This is a genomic window from Chryseobacterium suipulveris, from assembly GCF_022811685.1.
Classification (GTDB): Bacteria; Bacteroidota; Bacteroidia; order Flavobacteriales; family Weeksellaceae; genus Kaistella; species Kaistella suipulveris.
Map to the genome: position 1 here is coordinate 182,950 of NZ_CP094532.1, position 23,279 is coordinate 206,228.

The 23,279-nt window shown below is 40.9% G+C and carries 25 protein-coding genes; 8 read left to right on the forward strand and 17 right to left on the reverse strand.

Features of this window, described 5'->3' with window-relative positions; all coding sequences use genetic code 11:
* Positions 1 to 298 precede the first annotated feature (298 nt).
* From MTP09_RS00955 to MTP09_RS00970, 3 genes are all read left to right on the forward strand, one after another.
* Positions 299 to 1,906 (forward strand): fumarate hydratase, encoded by a 1,608-nt coding sequence (locus MTP09_RS00955; protein WP_243549803.1) that lies wholly within the window; start codon positions 299 to 301, stop codon positions 1,904 to 1,906.
* Positions 1,907 to 2,024: 118 nt separating this feature from the next.
* Positions 2,025 to 2,306, forward strand: coding sequence for a hypothetical protein (locus MTP09_RS00960; protein ID WP_243549804.1), 282 nt, complete (start codon positions 2,025 to 2,027; stop codon positions 2,304 to 2,306).
* A gap of 262 nt (positions 2,307 to 2,568) precedes the next feature.
* Positions 2,569 to 3,501, forward strand: a complete 933-nt coding sequence (locus MTP09_RS00970; protein ID WP_456237123.1) for an IS256 family transposase, variant Zn-binding type — start codon at positions 2,569 to 2,571, stop codon at positions 3,499 to 3,501.
* A gap of 316 nt (positions 3,502 to 3,817) precedes the next feature.
* Here the strand turns inward: MTP09_RS00970 and MTP09_RS00975 are convergent, their stop codons facing one another.
* The 6 genes from MTP09_RS00975 to MTP09_RS01000 form a co-directional block, all read right to left on the reverse strand.
* Positions 3,818 to 4,105 (reverse strand): c-type cytochrome, encoded by a 288-nt coding sequence (locus MTP09_RS00975; RefSeq protein ID WP_243549807.1) that lies wholly within the window; start codon positions 4,103 to 4,105, stop codon positions 3,818 to 3,820.
* 55 nt (positions 4,106 to 4,160) lie between these two features.
* The gene (locus MTP09_RS00980) at positions 4,161 to 4,670 is read right to left on the reverse strand and encodes a hypothetical protein (RefSeq protein WP_243549809.1); all 510 of its coding nucleotides are present in this window, start codon (positions 4,668 to 4,670) and stop codon (positions 4,161 to 4,163) included.
* Positions 4,671 to 4,792: 122 nt separating this feature from the next.
* Complete coding sequence (gene sufD / locus MTP09_RS00985) at positions 4,793 to 6,112, reverse strand: Fe-S cluster assembly protein SufD (RefSeq protein ID WP_243549811.1); 1,320 nt, start codon at positions 6,110 to 6,112, stop codon at positions 4,793 to 4,795.
* 95 nt (positions 6,113 to 6,207) lie between these two features.
* Positions 6,208 to 6,951: a Fe-S cluster assembly ATPase SufC gene (sufC, locus tag MTP09_RS00990; protein WP_243549812.1), complete on the reverse strand. Its 744-nt coding sequence runs from the start codon at positions 6,949 to 6,951 to the stop codon at positions 6,208 to 6,210.
* 98 nt (positions 6,952 to 7,049) lie between these two features.
* On the reverse strand, positions 7,050 to 8,498 hold the full coding sequence (gene sufB, locus MTP09_RS00995; RefSeq protein ID WP_243549814.1) for a Fe-S cluster assembly protein SufB: 1,449 nt from the start codon (positions 8,496 to 8,498) through the stop codon (positions 7,050 to 7,052).
* Between the two features lie 2 nt (positions 8,499 to 8,500).
* Positions 8,501 to 8,830, reverse strand: coding sequence for a HesB/IscA family protein (locus tag MTP09_RS01000; RefSeq protein WP_243549817.1), 330 nt, complete (start codon positions 8,828 to 8,830; stop codon positions 8,501 to 8,503).
* Between the two features lie 147 nt (positions 8,831 to 8,977).
* Between MTP09_RS01000 and MTP09_RS01005 the strand changes: the two genes are divergently transcribed.
* The gene (locus MTP09_RS01005) at positions 8,978 to 9,826 is read left to right on the forward strand and encodes a GLPGLI family protein (RefSeq protein WP_243549818.1); all 849 of its coding nucleotides are present in this window, start codon (positions 8,978 to 8,980) and stop codon (positions 9,824 to 9,826) included.
* Position 9,827: 1 nt separating this feature from the next.
* Here the strand turns inward: MTP09_RS01005 and MTP09_RS01010 are convergent, their stop codons facing one another.
* The 6 genes from MTP09_RS01010 to MTP09_RS01035 all read right to left on the reverse strand — a co-directional run bounded on the left by MTP09_RS01010 (position 9,828) and on the right by MTP09_RS01035 (position 15,871).
* Complete coding sequence (locus tag MTP09_RS01010) at positions 9,828 to 11,477, reverse strand: DNA repair protein RecN (RefSeq protein ID WP_243549820.1); 1,650 nt, start codon at positions 11,475 to 11,477, stop codon at positions 9,828 to 9,830.
* 66 nt (positions 11,478 to 11,543) lie between these two features.
* On the reverse strand, positions 11,544 to 12,449 hold the full coding sequence (gene porD, locus MTP09_RS01015; RefSeq protein ID WP_243549822.1) for a type IX secretion system protein PorD: 906 nt from the start codon (positions 12,447 to 12,449) through the stop codon (positions 11,544 to 11,546).
* A gap of 38 nt (positions 12,450 to 12,487) precedes the next feature.
* On the reverse strand, positions 12,488 to 13,690 hold the full coding sequence (gene coaBC / locus MTP09_RS01020; protein WP_243549824.1) for a bifunctional phosphopantothenoylcysteine decarboxylase/phosphopantothenate--cysteine ligase CoaBC: 1,203 nt from the start codon (positions 13,688 to 13,690) through the stop codon (positions 12,488 to 12,490).
* A gap of 144 nt (positions 13,691 to 13,834) precedes the next feature.
* A complete protein-coding gene (locus MTP09_RS01025; protein WP_243549826.1) occupies positions 13,835 to 14,158 on the reverse strand; it encodes a DNA-directed RNA polymerase subunit omega in 324 nt (107 codons plus the stop codon).
* 58 nt (positions 14,159 to 14,216) lie between these two features.
* Complete coding sequence (locus tag MTP09_RS01030; RefSeq protein WP_243549828.1) at positions 14,217 to 15,149, reverse strand: outer membrane protein assembly factor BamD; 933 nt, start codon at positions 15,147 to 15,149, stop codon at positions 14,217 to 14,219.
* Between the two features lie 95 nt (positions 15,150 to 15,244).
* Positions 15,245 to 15,871: a TetR/AcrR family transcriptional regulator gene (locus tag MTP09_RS01035; RefSeq protein ID WP_243549830.1), complete on the reverse strand. Its 627-nt coding sequence runs from the start codon at positions 15,869 to 15,871 to the stop codon at positions 15,245 to 15,247.
* A gap of 92 nt (positions 15,872 to 15,963) precedes the next feature.
* Here MTP09_RS01035 and MTP09_RS01040 point away from each other — a divergent pair, with 92 nt between their 5' ends.
* The 4 genes from MTP09_RS01040 to MTP09_RS01055 all read left to right on the forward strand — a co-directional run bounded on the left by MTP09_RS01040 (position 15,964) and on the right by MTP09_RS01055 (position 18,684).
* Entirely contained in the window at positions 15,964 to 16,599 is a 636-nt protein-coding gene (locus MTP09_RS01040) for a TatD family hydrolase (protein WP_243549832.1), read from the forward strand.
* A complete protein-coding gene (locus MTP09_RS01045) occupies positions 16,596 to 17,351 on the forward strand; it encodes a tRNA threonylcarbamoyladenosine dehydratase (protein ID WP_243549834.1) in 756 nt (251 codons plus the stop codon). Before MTP09_RS01040 ends, MTP09_RS01045 begins: the two co-directional genes overlap by 4 nt.
* Positions 17,352 to 17,436: 85 nt before the next feature.
* The gene (gene rnpA, locus MTP09_RS01050; protein ID WP_243549836.1) at positions 17,437 to 17,814 is read left to right on the forward strand and encodes a ribonuclease P protein component; all 378 of its coding nucleotides are present in this window, start codon (positions 17,437 to 17,439) and stop codon (positions 17,812 to 17,814) included.
* Between the two features lie 222 nt (positions 17,815 to 18,036).
* Positions 18,037 to 18,684, forward strand: coding sequence for a DUF4126 domain-containing protein (locus tag MTP09_RS01055; protein ID WP_243549838.1), 648 nt, complete (start codon positions 18,037 to 18,039; stop codon positions 18,682 to 18,684).
* A 23-nt stretch (positions 18,685 to 18,707) separates the two neighbouring features.
* Here MTP09_RS01055 and MTP09_RS01060 read toward each other — a convergent pair whose 3' ends face one another.
* From MTP09_RS01060 to MTP09_RS01080, 5 genes are all read right to left on the reverse strand, one after another.
* A complete protein-coding gene (locus MTP09_RS01060; RefSeq protein ID WP_243549840.1) occupies positions 18,708 to 19,082 on the reverse strand; it encodes a sulfite exporter TauE/SafE family protein in 375 nt (124 codons plus the stop codon).
* Positions 19,082 to 20,791 (reverse strand): hypothetical protein, encoded by a 1,710-nt coding sequence (locus tag MTP09_RS01065; protein WP_243549842.1) that lies wholly within the window; start codon positions 20,789 to 20,791, stop codon positions 19,082 to 19,084. Before MTP09_RS01065 ends, MTP09_RS01060 begins: the two co-directional genes overlap by 1 nt.
* Position 20,792: 1 nt before the next feature.
* Positions 20,793 to 21,272, reverse strand: a complete 480-nt coding sequence (locus tag MTP09_RS01070; protein WP_243549844.1) for an LptE family protein — start codon at positions 21,270 to 21,272, stop codon at positions 20,793 to 20,795.
* Between the two features lie 152 nt (positions 21,273 to 21,424).
* On the reverse strand, positions 21,425 to 22,705 hold the full coding sequence (locus MTP09_RS01075; RefSeq protein ID WP_243549845.1) for a sigma-54 interaction domain-containing protein: 1,281 nt from the start codon (positions 22,703 to 22,705) through the stop codon (positions 21,425 to 21,427).
* Positions 22,706 to 22,783: 78 nt separating this feature from the next.
* Entirely contained in the window at positions 22,784 to 23,236 is a 453-nt protein-coding gene (locus tag MTP09_RS01080; protein ID WP_243549848.1) for a Fic family protein, read from the reverse strand.
* Positions 23,237 to 23,279: the final 43 nt, after the last annotated feature.

Sequence of the window (23,279 nt, forward strand, 5' to 3'; positions counted from 1 at the left end):
TTTTCAATACAAATATAAAACAATCTTTCAATTTACATAAATTATTTCTTCAATCTACATAAAATAAATTTTCAATTTGCATAGAATTTATTTTCAATCTGCATAACTCAAACCTTCAAGGTTTCCAAAACCTTGAAGGTTTTTCCAACACTCAGCAATTATCATTGCTTGAAGCAGACAAGATTTATTTTTTCTTGTCCCGAGAATTCAAGATATTTTCAAAATAAATTATTCGTGCATTCGTGGCGGAAAATAGGCGTATTTTCCGTAAATTTACCCTTCAAAATTTCTAATAAAAATGGCATTCAATTACGCGGAACCTTTCCAGATCCAGAAAGACGATACCCAGTACAAAAAACTCACTTCAGATTACATAAAAAGTGAACAACTCGGCGATCGGGAAATCCTGACCGTAGATCCAAAAGGGCTCGAATTGCTCGCCGAAAAAGCAATGGAGGACGTTTCCTTCATGCTCCGTTCAGCGCATTTGCAAAGCTTGAGAAACATCATCGACGATCCTGAAGCCACCGACAACGACCGTTTTGTTGCCTACAATTTGTTGCAGAACGCGGCAGTTGCAGTTGAAGGCGCACTTCCATCTTGTCAGGATACGGGAACAGCAATCTGCGTAGCCAAAAAAGGAGAAAATGTTTACACCGGAGTTGATGACGCCGAACATTTAAGTCAGGGTATCTACAACACTTTTCAGAATAAGAATTTAAGATATTCCCAAGTCGTTCCTTTAACAATGTTTGATGAAAAAAATTCGGGTTCCAACCTTCCGGCGCAGATTGATATTTATGCTAAGAAAGGAGATTCCTACGAGTTTTTATTCTTAACGAAAGGCGGCGGTTCCGCCAATAAAACCTTCCTTTACCAAAAGACAAAATCGTTACTCAATGAAAAATCTTTAACGGAATGGATCAAAACTTCCATCCTCGATTTGGGAACTGCGGCTTGTCCACCGTATCACTTGGCATTAGTAATCGGCGGAACTTCTGCAGAAGCAACAATGGCTGCCGTGAAGAAAGCATCCGCAAAATATTACGACAACCTTCCAACAACCGGAGACGAAACCGGACGCGCTTTCCGCGATTTGGAATGGGAGAAAAAAATCCAGAAAATCTGCCAGGAATCCTCCATCGGAGCGCAGTTTGGCGGAAAATATTTGACTCATGATGTTCGCGTGATTCGTCTGCCAAGACACGCTGCAAGTTGTCCTGTTGGAATGGGTGTTTCCTGTTCAGCCGACAGAAATATCAAGGCAAAAATCAATAAAGACGGAATATTTTTGGAACAGCTGGAAACCAATCCAGCAAGATTTCTACCAGAAACTCCGCCACATTTAGAGAAAGCCGTAGAAATCGATCTGAACCGACCAATGCCGGAAATTCTTGCCGAGCTTTCAAAATATCCCATCAAAACCAGACTGAAACTCAACGGAACCTTAATCGTGGCGAGAGATATTGCCCACGCAAAAATCAAAGAAATCATCGACAGTGGAAAACCGATGCCGGAATATTTCAAAAACCACCCTATTTACTACGCCGGTCCCGCAAAAACCCCGGAAGGAATGCCTTCAGGAAGTTTCGGGCCAACTACTGCCGGAAGAATGGATGTGTATGTTGACGAATTCCAAAGCCACGGCGGAAGTATGGTGATGCTCGCCAAAGGAAACCGTAGCAAAGACGTAACCGATGCCTGCAAAAAACATGGCGGATTTTACCTCGGCTCCATCGGCGGACCTGCAGCAATTTTGGCAAAAGAAAATATAAAATCTGTAGTAGTTGTTGATTTTGAAGAGCTTGGAATGGAAGCGGTGCGAAAAATCGAGGTCAAAGATTTCCCTGCATTCATCATTACCGATGACAAAGGCAATGATTTCTTTGCAAGCATTTCGCATTAGAAATATACTTGAAGTACCTCTCCTTTGGAGGAGGATTTAGGGTGAGGAATAAAAATCACCACAAAATCTTTTGCTCAAAAAGAAAATAATCCTATTTTTGCCTAAAATCTACAACAAGATGATGTTATCAGCATTTTTCCCTTTTTACCAGTTCCTGTGGACGGTGTATTTCGTAATCATGTTCCTGGTTGGTTTTTGGTGTATCTTCATGTTCTTCGGATACGTGATCCCAATTTGGCTCACCGCAGGCTTGGCGGAATATTTCGGTAAAACCAAGCCGTTCGACCCGGAAGAGGTAAGAAGAAAAACTTTGCCGGAACAAGGCGCAGAAGTAATCTACAGCAGTCCGAAAGGAAACGGGCCGTTCCTTCACAGCCACGACAACCACGGTCATCACTAAGTGATGTCATCGCTTTCCCGCCTTAATTCTGGGAAATGTGATCACAAAGCAAAACAATATATAACAACAGAACCGTTCCTTTTAGGGAACGGTTTTTTATTGAAGCATTTTCATTAAAAGATTTAATAGTCAAAAATAGTTGGTAAAATTCTTTGTAATACCGATTATTAGATGCGATTACAAAAGTTTATTGAACTTTGTTTCAATAAATTTTTTTTATGTCTGAAAAATCAAAAAAAATCGTTGTTGGTGTTGTGGAAGTTTGGATACCATTTCGTGGGGAAAACAGAAAGGCAAGAGGCGGTTCAAGTGTAAGAACTGCGGGATTTACTTTACGCTTGAAAACAAATCCGTAAGTTTAAAAAATAAAGAGATTTGGTTCAGGAAGTGGATCATAGGTCGACAAACTTACGAGCAGATTTCAATTGAATCCGGATATTTGATCAGTACGCTCCAACGATATTTTAACCTTATGCTGGCAAAGGCTCCACAGCTGAGTTACAGTCAGAACAAGGAAGTCTATCTTTTGATTGACGCCACATATTTTTCCAATGAAATCTGTCTTGTCGTTTTTAGGGACGATGTCTTCAAACAAACCCAACTTTACAGAATAACCGATGGTGAACACTTTGAAGAACTTAGGGAAGATCTTCAAAATATTCTTGATTTGGGTGTAAAAATTGGTGGGATTACGTGCGACGGAGATAAATCCCTGATTAAGGCTATTAGAAAGGTATGCCCGAAAGTTCCGATGCAGAGATGCCTGGTGCATATCCAGAGAATGTGCAAGATATGGCTTTCCGCACATCCTAAAACAAGGGCAGGATTCGAGCTCCGAGAGATTGCGTGTAAACTTCACTTTATCGACTGCGAGTCAAAAAAGCAATATTGGATACGGGAGCTTGTGGATTGGTTCGAGCAGCACAAAGAGTTTATCAATGAAAAATCTTACAATGAGGAAACAGGAAGGTATTGGTATACTCACAAGATGGTGAGGCGAAGTTTTTCAGTGATCAAAAAGGCGCTTCCAAATATGTTCACCTTTCTACAGAATCCTAAGATACCGAAAACCACCAATGGTCTGGAATCCTTCTTCGGACATCTGAAAGGCAATCTGAATATTCATAGAGGACTTACTAAAAGTAGGCGCAAAAAATTCATTCAATGGTATCTTTTCTATAAAAACCAGAAGTGATGAAAGGTTTTTTAGCCATTTGGCTGTTCCGATAATTTATTAAAAAGGATGGTCGAAACCATCCCTCTAAACTATCGTTTACAGCGTCAGTTGTATTGCTGGCGAGTTGCACCTCTGCATGGCTCGCTTCCTCTTCCAACCAACAGCCGAATATTACAAATTATTTTTTAAAAAAACACCAACTATTTTTGACCACATTACCCATTAAAAGCAATAATGCCGAATATTAAAATGTTGGAATTTGGTAATTGCAAAACAATTCTGGCTGAATGACAATGGAAAAAGACTGCCTTTTACGACAGTCTCTTTTTATCATTTATCTCCCGTTTACCGAGATCAGGTAATCGTAAACCAACTGATGCTGGTCGTCGGTTAGTTTGGCTTTCGGCGCCATTCTGCTCAAAGTTCTGATCCAGCCCTTGTCGTCGTGTTTTTTGGGATCCGGCAAAGCGTGGCATTTGTTGCAGGAATTTTCGAAAATGGTTTGTCCTTTTGCAAAATCGTTTGCCGAAGTGTATTTCGGACCGGTTACCGCATTGGATTTCGGACCGCAGGAGACTAAAAATAGCGTTCCCGCCGCAGCAGTTAGAAGCAACTTTTTCATAATAGTATTTTTTTGGTGTTGTAAAATACTGAATGAAAAGATTATACCATTCGAATTAAGTAAGTGGAGCGATCAAATCTTCCACTTCTTTTTTCTGTTCGGCATATTTTTGCTGAAGTTCTGAGTTTTCGCCCATTCTGCGGTAATATTCCAGTGCTTTCTCGCCGAAGAATTTTTTGTGGAAATCCGAAACATCGGGAATATTCGGAAATATTTTGTGGAACAGCATTTCGTAATACGCCTGAAACTCTCTTTCGTTCTTGTCTTCCACTAAAGTTTCTGGAGCTTTCTGGCGAACATGCAGCATTTCGTGTGCAACCATATTGGCAACGAGATTCAGGTCGAAGTCGAAAAGGTTTTTGGGAATCATCACCATCTGTTTTCCGCCGAGTTCGCCTTCGGTGGTGAGAAGCATTTTATTCGGCTCGAGCTCTGGTCGGAAACCGAATCCCGCAAAATTGTCGCTTTCGAGACCGAGACTCCTGATGAGGAAATTGGCGCCGTCGATAACCTGATCGTGGGATTTGTAGGCATCGAGATGTGCGGAAATGTCTTCTAAATTCATTTTCGAAAAACTGAAATTTCTATAATACAGAGTCGCGACCCGGACTGAACGGAGCTCTTTTTTCTTGAAAGGACATCGCACCGGAAGAAAAAAAGCGGGAGTGGAGTACGGAAATAGTCGCCCTAAAAAATTTCTTCGAAAGCCAAATCTACTTCTAATTTCTCCGCTAAAAGTTTTGAAATTTTTACTTTAAGTGGTTCAATGTCAATGTTTTCCATTGCATCGTTGGCGAAAGCGTAGAGCAGCATCGCCTGTGCTTCTTTCTTGGAAATTCCTCTCGCTCTCAAATAAAATAAGGCGTCGTCGTTGAGCTGACCCACGGTACAGCCGTGCGAACATTTTACATCGTCGGCAAAGATCTCAAGCTGCGGTTTGGTGTCTATGGTCGCTCCCTCGTTCAGTAACACGTTGTTATTCTGTTGGTAAGCGTTGGTTTTCTGTGCGACTTTGTCCACGAAAACTTTCCCGTTGAAAACGCCGTGTGATTTGTCTTTGAATATTCCCTTGTAGTTTTGGTAGGATTCGCAATTCGGCTCATTGTGGTGCACCGCGGTGTGGTGATCCACCAACTGCTCGTTTCCGATGATGGTGATTCCGTTCATGAACGAGTTGATATTCTGGCCATTATGAATGAAGTCGAGGTTGTTTCTCACAATTTTTCCACCGAAACTGAACGTGTTCACGGTGGTGAGACTGTCGCGTTCCTGCTTGGCGAAAGTGTGGTCGATCATGTAGGAAGTGTCGGAATCGTTCTGCAGTTTGTGCCAATCGGTTTTGGCGTTTTTGCCGGAAAAAATTTCTGTAACCGTGTTGGTCAACACGAAACTTCCGTCGAAATTATGGTGGCTTTCGATGATTTCGATGTTTGAGCTTTCCTCGGCAATCAATAGGTTTCTGATATTGTAAAATGTGTTTTCTGGCTGATTCTGAGAAAGATAGAAAACATGGATGGGTTTTTCAACCGTAGCATTTTTCGGAACTTTAATGAAAATTCCGTTGTTCACATAAGCGAGATTCAGATTAGTGAAGGCAAGTTTCTGGTCAGCGATGGTATTGAAAAACTGCTGAAATTCCGGCTGGTTCTGGAAATCGTTCAACGTATTTTCAAGGGTTGAAATCTCTACATTTTCCGCGGTAACTTTTGAAAACTCTGCAGTATATTTTCCGTTGATGAACGTAATCCAGTCGAAATCTTCTTCACCAAGATGAAGTTCGTCGATCTGACTTTGCGATATGGAATGTTCCGGTTTTGGGAAAAAGCTGTAGTTCTTTTCGGTGATTTCCTTGAGGTTGGTAAAGCGGTATTCCTCATCTTTCTTCGTCGGGAAGCCGAGTTGAAAGAATTTGTTGATCGCTGATTTCCGGTTTTCGTCTAAAGATGAACTTTTCAGCGCGGAAAGAAATTCCGTGAAATTGTTCTGTATGTTTTCTAATAAAGCCATTTTAAATTGTTTGATGTTGTTTGATGTTATTTGAATTTGTTTGATGCAGATCGAATAATAAAACGAACGATCTCAAACTTTCAAACGATTTCAAACTAGTTTAAAAGCCAATCGTACCCTTTTTCCTCCAGTTCCAGCGCGAGGTTTTTGTCGCCGGTTTTGATGATTTTTCCATCTGCTAAAACGTGTACGAAATCGGGTTGGATATAATCTAAAAGCCGCTGATAATGGGTGATCAGAAGAACTGCGTTTCCTTCGTTTTTAAAGGAGTTCACGCCGTCTGCAACGATTCTCAGTGCGTCGATGTCGAGTCCTGAATCGGTTTCGTCGAGGATCGCGAGTTTGGGATTGAGCATCAACATCTGAAAGATTTCGTTTCTTTTTTTCTCTCCACCGGAAAATCCTTCGTTCAGCGAACGCGCGAGAAAATCTTTCTTGATTCCCAGCTTTTCTGAGTTTTCGCGAATCAGACCGAGCATTTCTTTTGCGCCCATATCTTCTTCACCTTTTGCTTTTCGGTTTTCGTTGATGGCGGCTTTGATGAAATTGGTCACCGAAACTCCCGGAATTTCCACAGGATATTGGAACGACATAAAGATTCCTTTGTGGGCTCTTTCTTCGGGAGCATCTTCGATGATGTTTTCTCCTTCGAAATTAATTTCTCCATCGGTAATTTCGTAATCCTCTTTTCCGGCAATTACTGCGGAAAGAGTGGATTTTCCCGCACCGTTCGGACCCATAATCGCGTGAACTTCGCCCGGATTGATCTGTAGGTTTATTCCCTTTAAAATTTCTACGCCCTCTTCGATTTTGGCGTGTAAGTTTTTGATTTGTAACATAATAGTTTGTTTGATGTTGTTTGATATAGTTTGAATTTGTTTGATTACCGAACTTTATCGAACGATTTCAAACCTTCAAACCATTTCAAACTTTATGGTTATCCAACGCTTCCTTCTAAACTGATTTCTAAAAGTTTTTGCGCCTCGATGGCAAACTCCATTGGAAGTTTATTCAATACTTCTTTTCCGAAGCCGTTCACAATCAGTGCGATGGCTTTTTCGGTATCGATACCTCTTTGGTTGCAGTAGAAGATTTGGTCTTCACCGATTTTTGAAGTTGTCGCCTCGTGCTCGATCTGTGCAGTGGGTTCCTTCATTTCGATATACGGGAAAGTGTGTGCTCCACAATCATTCCCCATCAGAAGCGAGTCGCACTGGGAGAAATTTCTTGCCCCTTTTGCGGTCGGCATAATTTTCACCAAACCACGGTAGGAATTGTTTGATTTTCCTGCCGAGATTCCTTTAGAAATAATGGTCGATTTGCTGTTTTTCCCGATGTGGATCATTTTGGTTCCCGTATCGGCGTACTGATGATGGTTGGTTACCGCGATGGAGTAGAATTCACCGATGGAGTTGTCGCCTTTCAAAATACAGCTTGGATATTTCCACGTTACAGCAGAACCAGTTTCGACCTGAGTCCAGGAAATTTTTGCATTATTCTCACATAATCCGCGTTTTGTTACGAAATTGAAAACGCCGCCTTTTCCATCCGCATCACCGGGATACCAGTTTTGCACGGTCGAATATTTGATTTCCGCGCCATCCATTGCGATCAATTCCACCACTGCTGCGTGAAGCTGGTTTTCGTCTCTTGAAGGAGCTGTACAACCTTCGAGGTAAGAAACATAACTTCCTGCATCGGCGATGAGCAGGGTTCTTTCGAACTGACCGCTTCCTGCCTGATTGATTCGGAAATAGGTTGAAAGTTCCATCGGACATTTCACCCCTTTCGGAATGTAGCAGAAACTACCGTCGGAAAAAACTGCAGAATTCAGCGCTGCATAGAAATTGTCGCCTCTCGGAACTACTTTACCGATATATTTTCTTACGAGCTCTGGATGCTTTTGGATCGCCTCGGAAATCGCACAAAAGATAATTCCCTTTTCCTTCAGCGTTTCCTGGAAGGTGGTCTTCACGGAAACGGAGTCCATCACGATATCTACGGCAACTCCGGTCAATCGTTTTTGTTCCTCGATATTGATTCCCAACTTTTCGAAAGTCTTCAAAAGTTCGGGATCTACTTCATCCAAACTTGCCAATTCCGGTTTTTTCTTGGGAGCGGCATAATAAGCAATCGACTGAAAATCAGGTTTTTCGTATTTCACGTTTGCCCAATCCGGTTCCTCCATTTTCTGCCAGATTCTGAAGGATTCCAATCGCCATTCGGTCATCCATTCCGGCTCGTTTTTCTTTGCAGAAATCATCCGGATAATTTCTTCGTTCAGACCAATCGGAAAATCTTCATACTCGATGTCGGTGTAAAAACCGGCTTCGTATTCCTTGGTTTTTAGGTCTTCCCTTAAATCATCCTCTGTATACTTCGCCATATCTATAAACTAAATGATTCCCCACAACCGCAAGTTCTGCTCGCGTTTGGGTTATTAAATACAAATCCTTTTCCGTTCAATCCACCGGAAAAATCTAATGTTGTTCCTGCAAGATAAAGGATAGATTTTTTATCTACGACGATTTTCACGCCGTTATCTTCAAAAACCTGATCGGTTTCTTCTTTTTTATTGTCAAATTTCAGCACATATTCCAAACCGGAACAGCCGCCGCTTTTCACGCCGACTCTGATGTAATCGGTTTCGGGATTGTAGCCGTCTTCCTTCATTAAAACTGCCGCTTTTTCTTTTGCGTTATCACTAACTTTAATCATTTGTTTTTATTTAGAATGATTTTAGATTGCAAAATTACTAATAATATAACGAAAATCAAATTCAACACTTTATATTTGTCTATTGCTTTTATAGACGATTAAATTTAACTTTCCGATTAAATAAAAATCAAAAACTCAAATATTAAAATGAAAAAAACAGGTTTTTTAGTTTTGGCTTTTTGCGCACAAATATTCTTTGCACAGGCAAACCGTTTCATTTATCAGGTGACGATGAAACCGGATGCTGCAAATCCTTCCGATATTAAAACTGAAAGTGCCTATCTCGATGTGAATAAAGAAAAATCGATTTTTTATTCTGAAAACCGAATGAAAAGGGATTCAACTATTGGAAGAGCTCGACAAACCGGAAGTTTTAATTTCGACCGAAGCCAAATGCAGAGTTTGCGCTCGAACATCGATTATGTCATTGAAAAAGATTTTAAGACGGGAGTGAAAACCTTTAAATCAAGGATTGCGAGAGATCAGTATTCGTATGAAGAAGATCGCGCAATGGACTGGAAAATTCTTCCTGAAACTGCAAAAATTGGCGACTACAAAACCCAGAAAGCGGAAACGAATTTCGGTGGCAGAACTTGGTTTGCCTGGTTCACCACAGATGTTCCGATTCAGGATGGGCCGTATAAATTCTCTGGTCTTCCCGGCTTGATCGTGAAAGTGGAAGATTCTAAAGGAGATTATTCTTTTGATTTAAAGGAAAGCAAAAAAATCGCAGAAATCTTTAACCCCGATTCTAGAGGAACTGTAATGAAAGTAAAAAGAAAAGACTTCGAAAAGCAAAATGCGGCGTTCCGAAAAGATCCTGTTTCATTTCTCACATCTCTGAGTTCCGGAAGAGGTGGTGGAATGAGGGGCGAAAATCCTGCAATAAGTCCACCAACAATGCGAACTCCTGATCCTAGCCAAAGAAAACGAATGGAGGAAAGAATTAAGGAAGAAATCAAGAGCAACAATAACCCGATTGAGTTGCAGTATTAATCTATTTCATCAGTTCTTCTGCCTGGTTCAGCGCGGCTTCCGTGATTTTTGATCCTGAAAGAAGCTGTGCGATTTCCTGAAGTTTTTCTCCGGAGTTCAGCGGGATAATATTCGATTGGGTTTTTCCTGAGACGTCCTGCTTTACAACTTTGTAGTTGTTGTCACCTTTTGAGGCAACCTGCGCCAAATGGGTAATCACGATCAGCTGCATATTTTCCGACATTTCTTTCATCACATTTCCCATTTCCTGCGCGACTTTTCCTGAAACGCCGGTGTCGATTTCATCCAGAATCAAGGTGGGAAGTTCAGCGTTTTCCGCCATCAATTTCTTAATGGAAAGCATCACTCTCGAACTTTCGCCGCCGGAAATTGCACTTTGAATCGGCTTTAACGGAAATCCTGAATTGGCTTGAAACAAAAGCTGGATTCTCTCTTTTCCGAATTCGTTGAATGTTGCGGAATCGGTTAATTCAACTTCGATTTTTGCTTTCTCGAGACCGAGTTTTTTCAGGAGACTCTCCGTTTTCTGGATGAAAATTGGAGCCGACTTTTTTCGGTTTTTTGAAAGTTCGGCAGAATGTTTTTCGAGAAGGGAAGTGGTTTCCTCCAGTTTATTTTCGCTTTCCTGGATATATTGTTCTAACTCGGCGAAACCGCTTTGCTCACCGGAAAGCTCGTCGCGAATCTCCCTGAGTTCGGCAACTGAGTTTACATTATGTTTTAGAAGTAAAGAATTGATTCTGTTGAGCTTGAAATTCAAATCCGATAAAATTTCCGAATCGGTTTCAATCTTTTCTGCCTCATTTTGAAGTTCAAAGATAATATCTTTAAACTCGACAAAATTCTCCTCCAATCTTTGATGAAGCAAAGAAAACTCGTGTGAAAGTGAAGCAACTTTTCCGAGTTTGCTTTTGATGTCGTTGAATGAATCCAAAATTCCGATTTCCTCCAAATCAAGCTTGGTAAAGATATTTGAGAGATTTTCTGTGATGGCTTCCGCGTTTTCCTGGCGGTTGAGCTGATTCTGAAGTTCATCCAAATCAACTTCGTCGAGGTTGGATTCTATCAATTCATTCAACAAAAAGGTTTTATAGTCGCTTTCCTTGTTTCCTTCGGAAAGCTGGTTTTTAAGCGCGATTAAATCTTTCTGAAGTTTTTTATATTCCTGAAAATCTTTCTGGTAAGTTGAGATCAGCGTTTTGTTTTTCGAAAGTCCGTCGATGATTTTGAACTGATATTCCTCGTCAAAAAGATTGGAAGTTTCAAACTGTGAATGAATATCGATCAGCTTTGATGAAAGGATTTTCAGCGTTTCCAAAGTTGCGGGTACATCATTCACAAACGCACGGGACTTTCCGGTTGGAAGAATTTCCCGCCGAATTACGGTGTGTTCCTCGAAGTCGAGATCGTTTTCGTCAAAGAATTTTCTAAAGTTTTCGTTGAGGTTAAATTCTGCTTCAACGATACTTTTAGTTTCAGAATTCTGGATGGATTTTGTGTCGGCTCTTTCGCCCAAAATCAACCGCAAAGCACCGAGGATAATAGATTTTCCTGCCCCGGTTTCTCCTGTGATTACCTGCAGACCTTGATGCAGATCCAGTTCCAGTGAATCGATCAGTGCAAAATTTTGTATGAAAATCCTGTTCAGCATTATAAAAAAACTTCAAGCCTGGCTTAAAGTTTTACAAAAATATTGGTTAATAATGTATTTCCCAAATTATTTCCACTTATTCCATTTGCTGTCGATGTCTTTCGGAGAAAGGATTACGAAAAGTCCCTTCAAGTCGTTCATATTGACATTGGCGTTGTTTCCGTTATTGAAGATATCGAAGATTTCCTGTTTTTTAGAGTCGATGAAAATGTTGACGGGATAGTTCATCTGGAAGCTGTTTTCGTATGTTTTCAATTGCATCAAGGCATCAAAAATAATTTTCTTTGCACTCGACTGATCCTGTTTTCCGAGATTGTCGAGGCCGGCTCTATGGTAAGTGTAGTAAAGATTTCGCAAAGTATTCTGCTCCGGTTTCATCATATTGTCGATGAGTGCGGCTCTTGTTTTGGGACCTTCCATTAGCGACCATCCCGCATAATTTTGGTTTTGTGAATTGTTTGAAATTCTTTGAGCTTTTTCAAACCACGGTTGTCCACCGCGAACTTTGTAGCTGTCGCCGTCATAACCCAAAATCATGTACACATAAAAGCTAATTACGTCGATAAGATTTTTCCCGGAAAACTGTCTCTCATTGAAAATCAGGTTTTCGTTTTCGGTATATTCAAACGCGAAATTGGTATCGTTCAGGTTCATTAAAGGGCTTTCGTAAGTGGTATTAAAAATCGGTCGAACCGCCTGGACCACAATGCTTCCCTTGAAACTGCTGTTTCCGGGTCTTTCGTTGATCACGATCGCGAAATTGCATTTGATCTTTTCAAAATTCTGAAGTTTCTTACCGGTCCAGCTCGTGTTGTTGATGAAATCTCGCAAGTTTTTTTCCAAAGTTTTGAAAACCTGGGTATTACTTCCGCCAAGTTGTTGCGCATTGACCTGAACCGTCGCCAGAAGTTCCTGCGAAAAACTCAGGTTAAAACCAAGAATCAGGACAAGTATCGATAAAAATTTCTTCATTTTTAATGGTAAAATTTAAGAACGGAAATTTAGGAATATTATTTCAGAATCTGGCTTTCAATGAATGCTAAAATATCTTTCGCCACCTCATCTTTTGATTTTAAGTTAAATTCCTGCATTTCGGTTTTGGTGATGATTTTAATTTTATTAGTATCGTTTTTAAAGCCGGCTCCTTCGTCTTTGAGCGAGTTTAAAACGATAGCGTCGAGGTTTTTCTTTTCCAGTTTTCCTTTTGCGTTTTCTTCTTCATTCTGGGTTTCCAAAGCGAATCCCACGAGGAACTGTTTGGTTTTTCTTTCGCCCATCGTTTTCAGGATGTCGGGATTTTTTACCAGCTCAATGGTTAATGAATCGTCGCTCTTCTTGATTTTTTCTTTGGCGATTTCTTTCGGCGCATAATCTGCAACTGCGGCGCTTGCGATCGCAATATCGCAATTTTCGTAATGCTTGAAAACTTCCTCAAACATTTCTTTTGCCGAAGTTAAGCGATGAATTTCAATGTTCGGATTTTCGGTTTTTTGATTGCTCGGTCCAGAAATCAGGATGACTTTCGCGCCTCTTTTTGCCGCCTCTTCTGCGATAGAAAATCCCATTTTTCCAGAAGAATGATTTCCGATAAATCTTACAGGATCGATCGCTTCGTAAGTAGGTCCCGCTGTAACCAAAACGGTTTTTCCAGCAAGGTTTTTGGAGTTGACATTATTAAAGAATTCTTCAATTTTTTGGGAGATGGTTTCTGGTTCCGCCATTCTTCCCTGTCCGACAAGTCCACTCGCTAATTCCCCCGTTTCTGCGGGAATGATGAAGTGTCCGAAATCTTCCGCCAGTTCCAGATTCTGTTTGGTGGAAGGATGTTGATACATGTCCAAATCCATTGCAGGTGCGATGAATACGGGACATTTCGCCGACATATAAGTTGCGATGACCAAATTGTCGCAAATTCCGTGAACCATTTTTGCCAAAGTATTTGCGGTACACGGCGCGACCACGATCAGATCTGCCCAAAGTGCAAATTCCACGTGGTTGTTCCAGGTCCCGTTTTCGGAATAAAAATCGGAGTAAACCGGTTTTTTAGAAAGGGTAGAAAGCGTAAGTTTCGAAACGAATTCTTCCACTGAAGGCGTCATCAGAACCTGTACTTCTGCACCTTTTTTCACAAGATCGCGAATCAGATAATTGATTTTGTATGCGGCGATTCCTCCTGAAATACAGATGAGGATTTTCTTTCCTTCGAGTGTCATTGGATGTTTATTTGCAGTCACGAATTTAGCGAAAATTTTACGATTGATTTTTTTCAATTAAATGTTTTGACAGTTAACCGCTCTTAAACAAAAAAAATCGCAAAGTATAAAACTCTGCGACTATATTATAATGATGAAGTACCTTTAGTTCTTCTCTTCTGTTTTTCTGAAATAGATTTCGTCATCCAACCACTCCTGAATTGCGATGGAGGTTGGCTTCGGAAGTTTTTCGTAATGCTTGGAAATCTCGATCTGCTCTCTGTTTTCGAAAACCTCTTCCAGCGTAGAATTGTGTACCGCAAACTCGTCTAATTTATTATGAAGTTCTGCACGGATTTCGGCATTGATCTGCTCTGCTCTTTTACCCATAATCACGATGGCTTCGTAGATAGAACCTACTTTATTTTCAATCTTGTCACGGTCGTAAGTAATGGTATTAATTTCAGCTTTAGAATCTTTTACGCTCATTTTCAGTTCGTTGTTTTATTTTGAGTGTGCAAATATACGTTTTATTTTTTTGATGGAATTATGGAGTCGCTAATTTGATGCTGTCTCTTTTCAGCTGTTCCGCAATTTCCTTTTCTTTAGCGGCATTCTGTTCTGCTTCAGCTTCTTTCTGTTTGTTCAGGAGCTCCTGTTTTCTTGCTTCCACTTTTTTCTCAAGTTCTGCGAAGTCGGTTTTTTCTTTTTCAAGTTTCGACCTTAAATCCAGAGCTGTTTTTGCATTGTCCGTATTCGGCATTTCTCTTTCGACCTGTCTTGTAAAAGCCAGCGCGTTTTCAATACGGTCTTTTTTCAGGTCATAAACAGAGTTTACTGCAAGCTCGTAACGGGATTTCAGGATGTACTCGTAAATTTTTGGACGCAATTTCGTACTTGGGAAATCCTGCAGAACATTATCAAACGCTACATTTGCCGCTCGGTAGTCTGCCATTTTGTAGTACTGTCGCGCGTTTTCGTACGCTTTGAATTCCAGTTTATAGGTAAGCTCGTCGATCAGCTCATTGATGTTCTTTGCCTTTTCAGAGTTCGGATAATTGTTCAGGAAATTCTGCAGTTCATTGATGGCGAGTTCCGTGCTGCTTTGGTCAAGATTGTAATCCATCGAACCTTGGTAATAGCACAATGCCGACATATAGGCAGCATCTTCCGCGCGTTTGTCTTGAGGGAAAGTTACCGCAAAATTCTTGAATTGGTGACCTGCAAGTTTGTAGTTTTTGTCGTAATAATTGGCATAAGCCGAATTGTAAACCACATTCGGCGCATCGTCGGTTCCCGCAACAAGGTTGGAAAGACGCTCGTAAAGCGCCAAAGCATTCCGCCATTTTTTCTTCTCGAAATTTTCGTTGGCAACTTTCAGGATATAGTCTTTGTCCGCACTTTTCATTGCACGTTCCTGCTGTTTGTTACAGCCCGACAAAAAGAAAAGTGAAACCAGTACGATCAGTAAATTTTTCATAGATAAATTCATGCAGAAAGGATTCTGCGGTTCAGTTTGCAAAAATATAATTTTTTTGCCAATACGCTTTTATTTATGATTATTTAACTAATTGGCTAATTCGGTTGATATCCCAATGTCGAAAACACCGTCACCAAAAGACTTGCGAGAATTTTCTTTTCTGCTTCCTGCAGGTAGTTTTCTTCTTTTCCGGGAACGTACAAGCTGTAGAAGTTTTTGTTCCTAATGGCAAAAAGCGCGGATCCGATGATCAGCGTGAGCAAATCCTCTGGTTTTGGAGCGTGGTGGAAAACTCCCGAAGCAATTCCCTTCTTGGTGACATCGTCGATTTTATGGGTGAAAGTGTTGTAGAAGTCGAGCAAATCTTCTTTAAGGTGTTCGGTATGCCGAAGTTCCTGGGTTACAAAACCGTGGAAGTAGTTGAACTTGAAAAGTTGGTTCACCACATATTTTACCAGTTCCTTCATCTGCATTTCGGGTTTGCCTTCCTTGATGGTTTCGGCAAATTCGGCAAAGCTTTCGCGGGTTTTCTGCACACGGTATTGGTACAGGTGCGACATCATTTTTTCCTTGGAACCGAAATAGTAGGAAATCATCGCGACATTGATGTTTGCCTTGGTCGAAATATCGCGAACCGACGTTCCTTCAAAGCCCTTTTTCGCAATCAGCTTTTCGGCAACATCTAATATATGGATCTGTTTTTCAGTGAATTTCTTTTTCATCTCGAGTTTACTTGTAGTAAAGTTAGAAATTATTAACAAATTTTAAAACATATGTTTAATAATTTTGGTCATGTTTTTTAATAATTTTGAGAATGCATTTTTTTGACTTTCACCACCATGATCCCAGAAAAACTTTCGGAATTTATAATCTGAAGTTTGGTGAAAATATTCCCGACCATTTCTTTTCCGCAGGAATTCATCCCGATTCTATCTCAGAAAATATTGAAGGATATTTTCTTTGGCTTAATGAAATTATTAATAACAGAAACTGCGTTGCCATCGGAGAATGTGGTTTGGATGGCTTGATCGATGTCGATGAAAAACTGCAGCGGGAAGTTTTCGAAAGGCAGATTTTTTTGGCAAATGAAGTTCAGAAACCCATCATCATTCATTGTGTGAAAAGGTTTTCCCAGCTGATTCCTTTTAGAAAAAAAGCGAAAGTCCCGATGATTGTACACGGTTTCAACAAACGGAAAACCATCGGTGATGAATTGCTGAAAAACGATTTCTGTTTAAGTTTTGGAAAGTCTGTGCTCCATAATGTAAATTTGCAGGATTTTGTAAATGAATTTCCCACCGAAAAACTTTTTCTGGAAACCGATTCCGCCAGTTTTGAGCTTGAAGATTTGTATCTGAAAGTCGCCGAACTGAAAAATATGGAACCCGAAAACCTGAAAATGCAGATCATCAAGAATTTAAAATCCATCCACATTTCCTTAACTCAATGAAAAAAAACTGGCTCGAACGAACTGAACTTCTCATCAAAGAAAGCAACATCCAAAAACTGAAAAATGCCAATCTTCTGGTCATCGGTTTGGGTGGAGTAGGTTCTTTTGCCGCAGAATTTTTGGCGAGAGCCGGTGTCGGAAAAATGACGATCATAGATGGCGATGTGGTGGATGAAACCAATATCAACCGACAGCTTCCGGCGCTGCAAAGCACGATCGGTAAAGCGAAAGCCGATATTATGGAACAGCGGCTTCTTGACATTAATCCAGAACTGCAACTGGCGAAAAGAAACGAATTCCTGAATCCCGAAAATATGGAGGAAATCCTGGAGTCGGAAAAATTCGATTACGTTCTGGACTGTATCGACAGCGTAACTCCGAAGATCACACTGATCAAAACTGCCCGCAGAAAAAAGATCAAAATCATCAGCTGCATGGGAGCAGGCGGAAAAATTGATCCCTCGAAAGTGATGGTGCGCGACATTAGCAAAACCCATAACTGCTTCCTCGCGAAACAGGTTCGTAAACGGTTGAAAAAGGACAATATCCACAAAGGTTTTCGGTGCGTTTTCTCGAACGAGATTCAAAATGAAGAAAGCTTGAAAATGACCGACGGAACCAATTTCAAGAAATCCTTTTACGGAACCATTAGTTTTATTCCCGCCATTTTCGGTCTTTACGCAGCGGCGGAAGTCATTAACTATTTAATAAAAAAGTCGGATGAGGGAAGTCCGAAGTCGGAGGAAGATTAGGATTAAGAGAATTCAAAAAAATTCTTATTCTCCCGAAAGTTATCGGGATGTGGTTAAAAAATAGCAACTTAGCCAGTAAAATAATTTGGACCAGAAATACCCTAAAAACGAGAAGCTTAAACAGAAGCGCGAAATCGATTTGCTTTTTAACAAAGGCAAATGGCATTCCTGTGGAAATCTGCGGATCATCACGCTCGATTTTGATGCAAAAGCGCAGGAAAACTTCACGCTCGAAAATCAGAAAGTTGGGGTTTCCGTTTCCAAAAGAAACTTCAAAAAAGCGGTGGATCGAAATCGCATCAAGCGACTGCTGCGCGAAGCTTACCGACTGAATAAGACAGTCTTTACTTCAAAATTCGGAACGCACTCATTGTCAATGCTTTTTTGGATCTCGAAAAATATTCCGCAAAATTTTTCAGAGGTTGAAAAAGAATTTCTAAAACTCTGTGAATCAAAAAAATAAAATTCAAAGCTTGTAGATTTTTTTGAATAAACCTGAATTTCGTTACCCTAACCCTAAAGGGGAGAAATTCAGGTTTATTCTTAGGGAATTTTCCTTCCTTTAGGGAAGGGATAAAGAAAATTACCGTGATCAAAATCCCGCCAACAAAATCCAAACAAAACCTAATTTGTAGCACGTTTTTTGTAAATTTGGTTTGCGAATAAACTAAAAACTTCAAAAAAAATGTTAGACAATATTCCTTATCTACCCTATATTCTCAGTGCGTTCATCGGTGTCGGATTAGCTGCTGCAACAGGATTTCGAGTTTTTCTCCCCATGTTTGCGGTGAGTTTGGCTTCTTATATGGGCTGGATTCCTATGAACGAAAGTTTCCAGTGGCTTTCAGGTTTGCCAACGCTGATTACGACGGGAATTGCGACGGTCGTAGAAATCTTCGCCTACTACATTCCGTTTGTTGACCATATTTTAGACACGCTTTCTGTTCCGCTAGCAACAATCGCAGGTTCGGTGATGTTTGCAAGTCAGTTTGCCGACATCGGAACTTTTCCGCAATGGGCTTTAGCATTAATTGCAGGTGGTGGAACTGCCGCCGCAATAAGTTCGGGATTTGCGGGAACACGCGCCGCTTCTACTGCGACAACGGGCGGTTTGGGGAATTCTGTCGTCGCGACTACTGAAACAGCGGGAGCAGGAATCATGTCGTTTCTGGCAATGGCTGCACCGATTATCGCGTTTATCTGCGCCATTATTCTGATCGTCGTGGTACTGGTTTTAGGCAGAAAAATCTGGCAGAAATTCCGTAACTTCAATTCCGACCGAAGCAAGAAAACAATTGATGTGGAAGCGGTTGAAAGGCGGAACATCGAATGACGTTCTGAACCGAAACCGAATAACTACTTTTGAAAAAACATTTTCACAGCAACCACCACCATCAGGATCGCAAAGACTTTTCGTAAAGTTTCCTGCGAAAGTGTGATCGCGGTTTTGCTGCCGAGATAACTTCCGAGAACAAATCCGCAACAAAGAACCAGCGCGGTTTTGATGTCCACATTCCCAGTTTTGTAATAATTCATCACGCCGAAAATTCCCACAGGAATCATTAGGAGCGCGAGTGTCGTTCCCTGCGCTTTGTGTTGCGTGAAGCCGAAAAGCAAGACCAGAACGGGCACCATCACGATTCCGCCGCCGATTCCGACCAAGCCACTTAAATATCCTGCGAGTAAACCAAGAAGTATGATTCCGATGATGATGGTTGGTTCCATTTTCATTAGGGTTTGTTTTGTCTTAAATCTTTGATTTCCTGAATTTTATCTGCGAATAATTCCTTTTTTTCGGGATGTTTTTCAGATAAGGTTTCGTATGCTTTAATCGCTTTGGAATACAGTTTCTGCTCCACATACAGATTCGCCAAAGTTTCCGTCATCAGGTGCGAAATATTGTCTCCTTTGTCCTTAACCACAAAATCGGAATCTTCCTTGAGTTTGGAGATTTTCGGTTCGTTTTCGATGAAAGTGTCAATCAGCTGATTCTTTTTTTCTTCCGCGGAAACGGTTGGCTGTTCCTCGGTTTTGGTTCGGTCGATTTTCAGCCAGTTTTGCCAGGTGTTGATGAACACGGGAACATTGCTTTCTTTTGAAGTTGGTTGATTATCAGCGGGTTCTGTGGTTTTCTCTTCCTCCTGTGTGAATGTCGAAACCTCTTTCCCAAAAAATGAAACATTGAGCGCAGGAATTTCTTCCTTGATATTCTGTTTAGTTTCAACAACGTCTTTTTTCACTTCGGCGGAAGGAATTTCTTCAGATGCTATTTTCTTCTCCGCAGGTTTTTCTTTTTTCTGGTCAATCAATGAATCAGGTAGATTGGAAGAGAGCTGCATCGGTTTCCAAACCGGTTTTTCGGAAGTTTCTTGTGGTTGTATCTGAATTTCCTCTTTTTCAGGTTCAATTTTTTCTGAAGCAGGAATATTGGTTTTTTCTTCGGTAATTTCCTCTATTTCAGTAATTTCTGGTTGTGGAACACTTTCAGTTTTTTCTTCCGACACAGGGGTTTCAACATTTTTCTTGTTCGAATCATCCACAACGAACGATTCGGTTTCCGCAAAATTGATGTCGGTATTTTGAATCGGTTCTTCTACGGGTTTAACTTTTTCTTTTTTCGCAGCTTTCATTTTTGCTTCAACTTCCGCGATCAGTCTCTGCATTTCCTCTTCGTGTCGGTTTGGAGCTGGTTTAGGTAAAGGGATTTTTGTTACTGATGAATCCTTACTTTCAATTTTTACTTGAGGCAGAAAATCATCCATCCCGTGGAAATTGACGTCGGCAGTATTTTCGACCAACTTTTCATTTTCGGAAATTTTCTCTTCATTAATAAGGGTTTCTTTCGAGAAATCTTCAGCGTCGGGAGTTTCTGTAAACTCTGTTTCTTCAACCTTTTCAGAAATTTCCTTGGAATGATTTTCATTAATGTCCTCAGCTTTTTCAGGAATTTCGATTATGGGTTCTTCCGTTTTCTGGGTAACCAAAACACCTGATTCCATCGTAGATTCCAGGTCGATGATTTCTGGTTTTCGGTCCATAAAGTCTTCTTCGCCTTCATACAAAATTCGGTTCAGCTCACCGTTTACAAACACAGGTTTTGGCTTCGGAATTTCTTCGTGCGGAACTTGTGCAACAGGTTCTGCAATCGGCGAAACAGAATCTTCCGAAATTTTTGTTTCGGCGATCGATTCCGTTTCCACAACGGGCTCCACATTTTTATTGATAAAGCGGTAGAGGATTTTTTTATCGGTGGTAAAAGCGGCGGTTTCCGAAAGTTTTGCGGAATAGCTTTCTCGCTCAAAAAGATGTGTTCCGTACAGATGCAGCGCGCGAAAACTCTGAACATACGGAGTTTTTGCAATTTCATTTTCCAGCAGTTTTAAATCTGCGGGCTGAAAAAGGTCGGGGTTTTTGATCAGTTCTAAAACTCTTGCGTTCATTTTACCAGTTGGCTACAATATCGTTAAAAATTTTGTTGATGATTCTGTCGTTCACCACTTTCACTTGTGAGGTTTCTATCGTGTTGATATCTAAATCGCTGCTGAAAACGGCTTCATCCGAATACGTTCTGTCGAAGCTTTTGTTGGGCTCGATTTTGTTTTCGTAATGCACCTTCACCGTGATGGTCAGTTTGTTTTGTGCTGCCTGAATATTTCCACCGGGAGCATTTACCGCCGATGAAATCGTGGTCGGCGTGATCGAGTAGTCGGTAATTTCACCTTCGATCAGGATGTCGGGATTTTCCTTGGTTCCCTTTAAAGTGGTTCTCTGCAAAAACCTGTTCTGGATCGCGGTCGAAAATTCCTGTGCCAAATTCGGATTCACCAAAGCGGCGTTATTCGGAAACTCGCTGATCTGGATGGTTTTTGTCTCAGGACTCAGTGAAGAACCAGTGAAAGAGTAGCAAGAGACAAGAGCCAAGGAAAAAGAGCCAAGGAGGAATAGCCAAGGAAAAAGAGACAAGAGACGAGAGCCAAGTTCAACTCTCGATAATTTTTTTTCCAATCTATTGTCTGATATCTCTTGTCTGCGCAAGCAGGGATATCTGATATCTGAAATCTGAAACTTTCCCATTAATCTTCCAAATTATACTGTTTGATTTTTCTGTAAAGCGTTCGCTGCGAGATTCCCAGTTCGTCCGCGGCTTTGTTTCGTCTGCCTTTGTGTTTTTCTAATGCTTTGACAATCAACTCTCTTTCGTTGTTTTGCAGGGAAAGCGTTTCGGGTTTTGCCTCCTCGATTTCGATATCTTCCACCTCCTCGTAATCGTTGGTCGGATTCGAAATGAAGGTCGGATTCTGAATATCTCCCTGGTTTGAATTCTCAAAATAAAGCAGCGAGTTTGGATTTGCCGATGGACTTTCCTGTGTGAAAACACGGTTGATCAGATTTTTTTCCTGGTGGCTGAAATCGCTGTTTCCGCGGTTCTTTATCAGTTCCGAAGTTAAGGATTTTAAATCATTTATATCGTTCCGCATGTCGAAAAGTATCTTGTACATAATCTCTCTTTCCGAGTGGAATTCGGAGTTGGAGATGCCTCCGTTTTTCTGTACGACGGCGGGAAGATTAGTCTGCATCGGAATGTATTCGGCGAGTTTTGTCGAGTTCACGCTACGGTTTTGTTCGACCACCGTCATCTGTTCCACAAGATTTCTTAACTGACGGACGTTTCCCGGGAACGAATAATTCTCAAGATAATTCACCGCATCGTCGGTCAAGGTCAGTTCTGGCATTCTGTATTTTTCGGCAAAGTCGATGGCGAATTTTCTGAACAAAAGATGGATGTCGCCTTTTCTTTCTCTTAATGGCGGCATATCGATTTGAACGGTATTCAGTCGGTAATACAAATCCTCGCGGAATCTCCCGTCGTGAATTGCATTCATCATATTGACGTTGGTTGCGGCCACGATTCTCACGTTGGTTTTCTGGATTTGCGAGGAACCCACTTTCATAAATTCGCCACTTTCAAGAACTCTTAAAAGTCGAACCTGCGTCTGCAACGGAAGTTCGCCCACTTCATCGAGGAAAATGGTTCCACCATCCGCAACTTCGAAATATCCTTTTCTGGTAGCAGTTGCTCCTGTAAACGCACCTTTTTCGTGTCCGAAAAGTTCGGAATCAATCGTTCCTTCGGGAATCGCGCCGCAGTTGACTACAATGTACGGTTGATGTTTTCTGCGGGATTCAGCGTGAATGATTTTTGGGATAAACTCTTTCCCGGTTCCGCTTTCCCCGATCACCAAAACGGTAATGTCGGTCGGCGCAACCTGTATGGATTTTTCTAATGCCCGATTCAGCGCGGGATAATTTCCGATGATTCCGAAACGGGTTTTTATGGATTGTAGGTCGGTCATTTTCAAAAAATTGGTTTGATTTGGTTTGAAATAGTTTGATTTGGTTTGAAGTTGTATTACAGATCCGCGATCTGTTTTCTATAGATTTTCATTTTCAACTTTTTGTGGTGCAGCTGCGACGTATTCAATTTTGCCATCTTCTGTCAACACAAACATATTGGTTGTTCTGAAAATTCCTTGCCGGCTTTCCTTTAAAATATTTTTTGTCAGAATCTTGTGGCTTCCTAAAAGATTTTCTTTATTCAATCGATGTTGTTGCGCGAGAATGTATGCATCATACAAATCGTCTATTTTCCTGGTATAGTCGGGTTGAAATTCAATCCCTAAATTTTTGTGTTTGACATAGCTGTCCAAATTAATTTCCTCGCCCTCGATTTTGCTTGAAAATACTGATGAGACCGAAGTGTAGAAACTGAAGTTTTCCGACGAAACTTCGGCTTCTCTCAACCCATAAAATTGTTCTGAAACACCTTCAATATGCTGAAGATATTTCGGAAATAATTTTTGTTTTATGGATTGTAAGTCATTCATAATTTTCTGATTTGTGTAACATCACATAACCGTCACATAAAAT

What these genes read in the sequence shown, in the direction of transcription:
- MTP09_RS00975 (WP_243549807.1), bottom strand. Translation starts at nt 4,105, where the DNA reads ATGAAAAAGTTGCTTCTAACTGCTGCGGCGGGAACGCTATTTTTAGTC.
- MTP09_RS01005 (WP_243549818.1), top strand. Translation starts at nt 8,978, where the DNA reads ATGAAAAAAACAGGTTTTTTAGTTTTGGCTTTTTGCGCACAAATATTC.
- coaBC (WP_243549824.1), bottom strand. Translation starts at nt 13,690, where the DNA reads ATGACACTCGAAGGAAAGAAAATCCTCATCTGTATTTCAGGAGGAATC.
- MTP09_RS00960 (WP_243549804.1), top strand. Translation starts at nt 2,025, where the DNA reads ATGATGTTATCAGCATTTTTCCCTTTTTACCAGTTCCTGTGGACGGTG.
- MTP09_RS01025 (WP_243549826.1), bottom strand. Translation starts at nt 14,158, where the DNA reads ATGAGCGTAAAAGATTCTAAAGCTGAAATTAATACCATTACTTACGAC.
- MTP09_RS01075 (WP_243549845.1), bottom strand. Translation starts at nt 22,705, where the DNA reads ATGACCGACCTACAATCCATAAAAACCCGTTTCGGAATCATCGGAAAT.
- porD (WP_243549822.1), bottom strand. Translation starts at nt 12,449, where the DNA reads ATGAAGAAATTTTTATCGATACTTGTCCTGATTCTTGGTTTTAACCTG.
- MTP09_RS01000 (WP_243549817.1), bottom strand. Translation starts at nt 8,830, where the DNA reads ATGATTAAAGTTAGTGATAACGCAAAAGAAAAAGCGGCAGTTTTAATG.
- MTP09_RS01055 (WP_243549838.1), top strand. Translation starts at nt 18,037, where the DNA reads ATGTTAGACAATATTCCTTATCTACCCTATATTCTCAGTGCGTTCATC.
- MTP09_RS01065 (WP_243549842.1), bottom strand. Translation starts at nt 20,791, where the DNA reads ATGAACGCAAGAGTTTTAGAACTGATCAAAAACCCCGACCTTTTTCAG.
- MTP09_RS01010 (WP_243549820.1), bottom strand. Translation starts at nt 11,477, where the DNA reads ATGCTGAACAGGATTTTCATACAAAATTTTGCACTGATCGATTCACTG.
- MTP09_RS01060 (WP_243549840.1), bottom strand. Translation starts at nt 19,082, where the DNA reads ATGAAAATGGAACCAACCATCATCATCGGAATCATACTTCTTGGTTTA.
- sufB (WP_243549814.1), bottom strand. Translation starts at nt 8,498, where the DNA reads ATGGCGAAGTATACAGAGGATGATTTAAGGGAAGACCTAAAAACCAAG.
- MTP09_RS01030 (WP_243549828.1), bottom strand. Translation starts at nt 15,149, where the DNA reads ATGAAAAATTTACTGATCGTACTGGTTTCACTTTTCTTTTTGTCGGGC.
- MTP09_RS00980 (WP_243549809.1), bottom strand. Translation starts at nt 4,670, where the DNA reads ATGAATTTAGAAGACATTTCCGCACATCTCGATGCCTACAAATCCCAC.
- MTP09_RS01040 (WP_243549832.1), top strand. Translation starts at nt 15,964, where the DNA reads ATGCATTTTTTTGACTTTCACCACCATGATCCCAGAAAAACTTTCGGA.
- MTP09_RS01045 (WP_243549834.1), top strand. Translation starts at nt 16,596, where the DNA reads ATGAAAAAAAACTGGCTCGAACGAACTGAACTTCTCATCAAAGAAAGC.
- sufC (WP_243549812.1), bottom strand. Translation starts at nt 6,951, where the DNA reads ATGTTACAAATCAAAAACTTACACGCCAAAATCGAAGAGGGCGTAGAA.
- MTP09_RS01035 (WP_243549830.1), bottom strand. Translation starts at nt 15,871, where the DNA reads ATGAAAAAGAAATTCACTGAAAAACAGATCCATATATTAGATGTTGCC.
- sufD (WP_243549811.1), bottom strand. Translation starts at nt 6,112, where the DNA reads ATGGCTTTATTAGAAAACATACAGAACAATTTCACGGAATTTCTTTCC.
- MTP09_RS01080 (WP_243549848.1), bottom strand. Translation starts at nt 23,236, where the DNA reads ATGAATGACTTACAATCCATAAAACAAAAATTATTTCCGAAATATCTT.
- MTP09_RS00955 (WP_243549803.1), top strand. Translation starts at nt 299, where the DNA reads ATGGCATTCAATTACGCGGAACCTTTCCAGATCCAGAAAGACGATACC.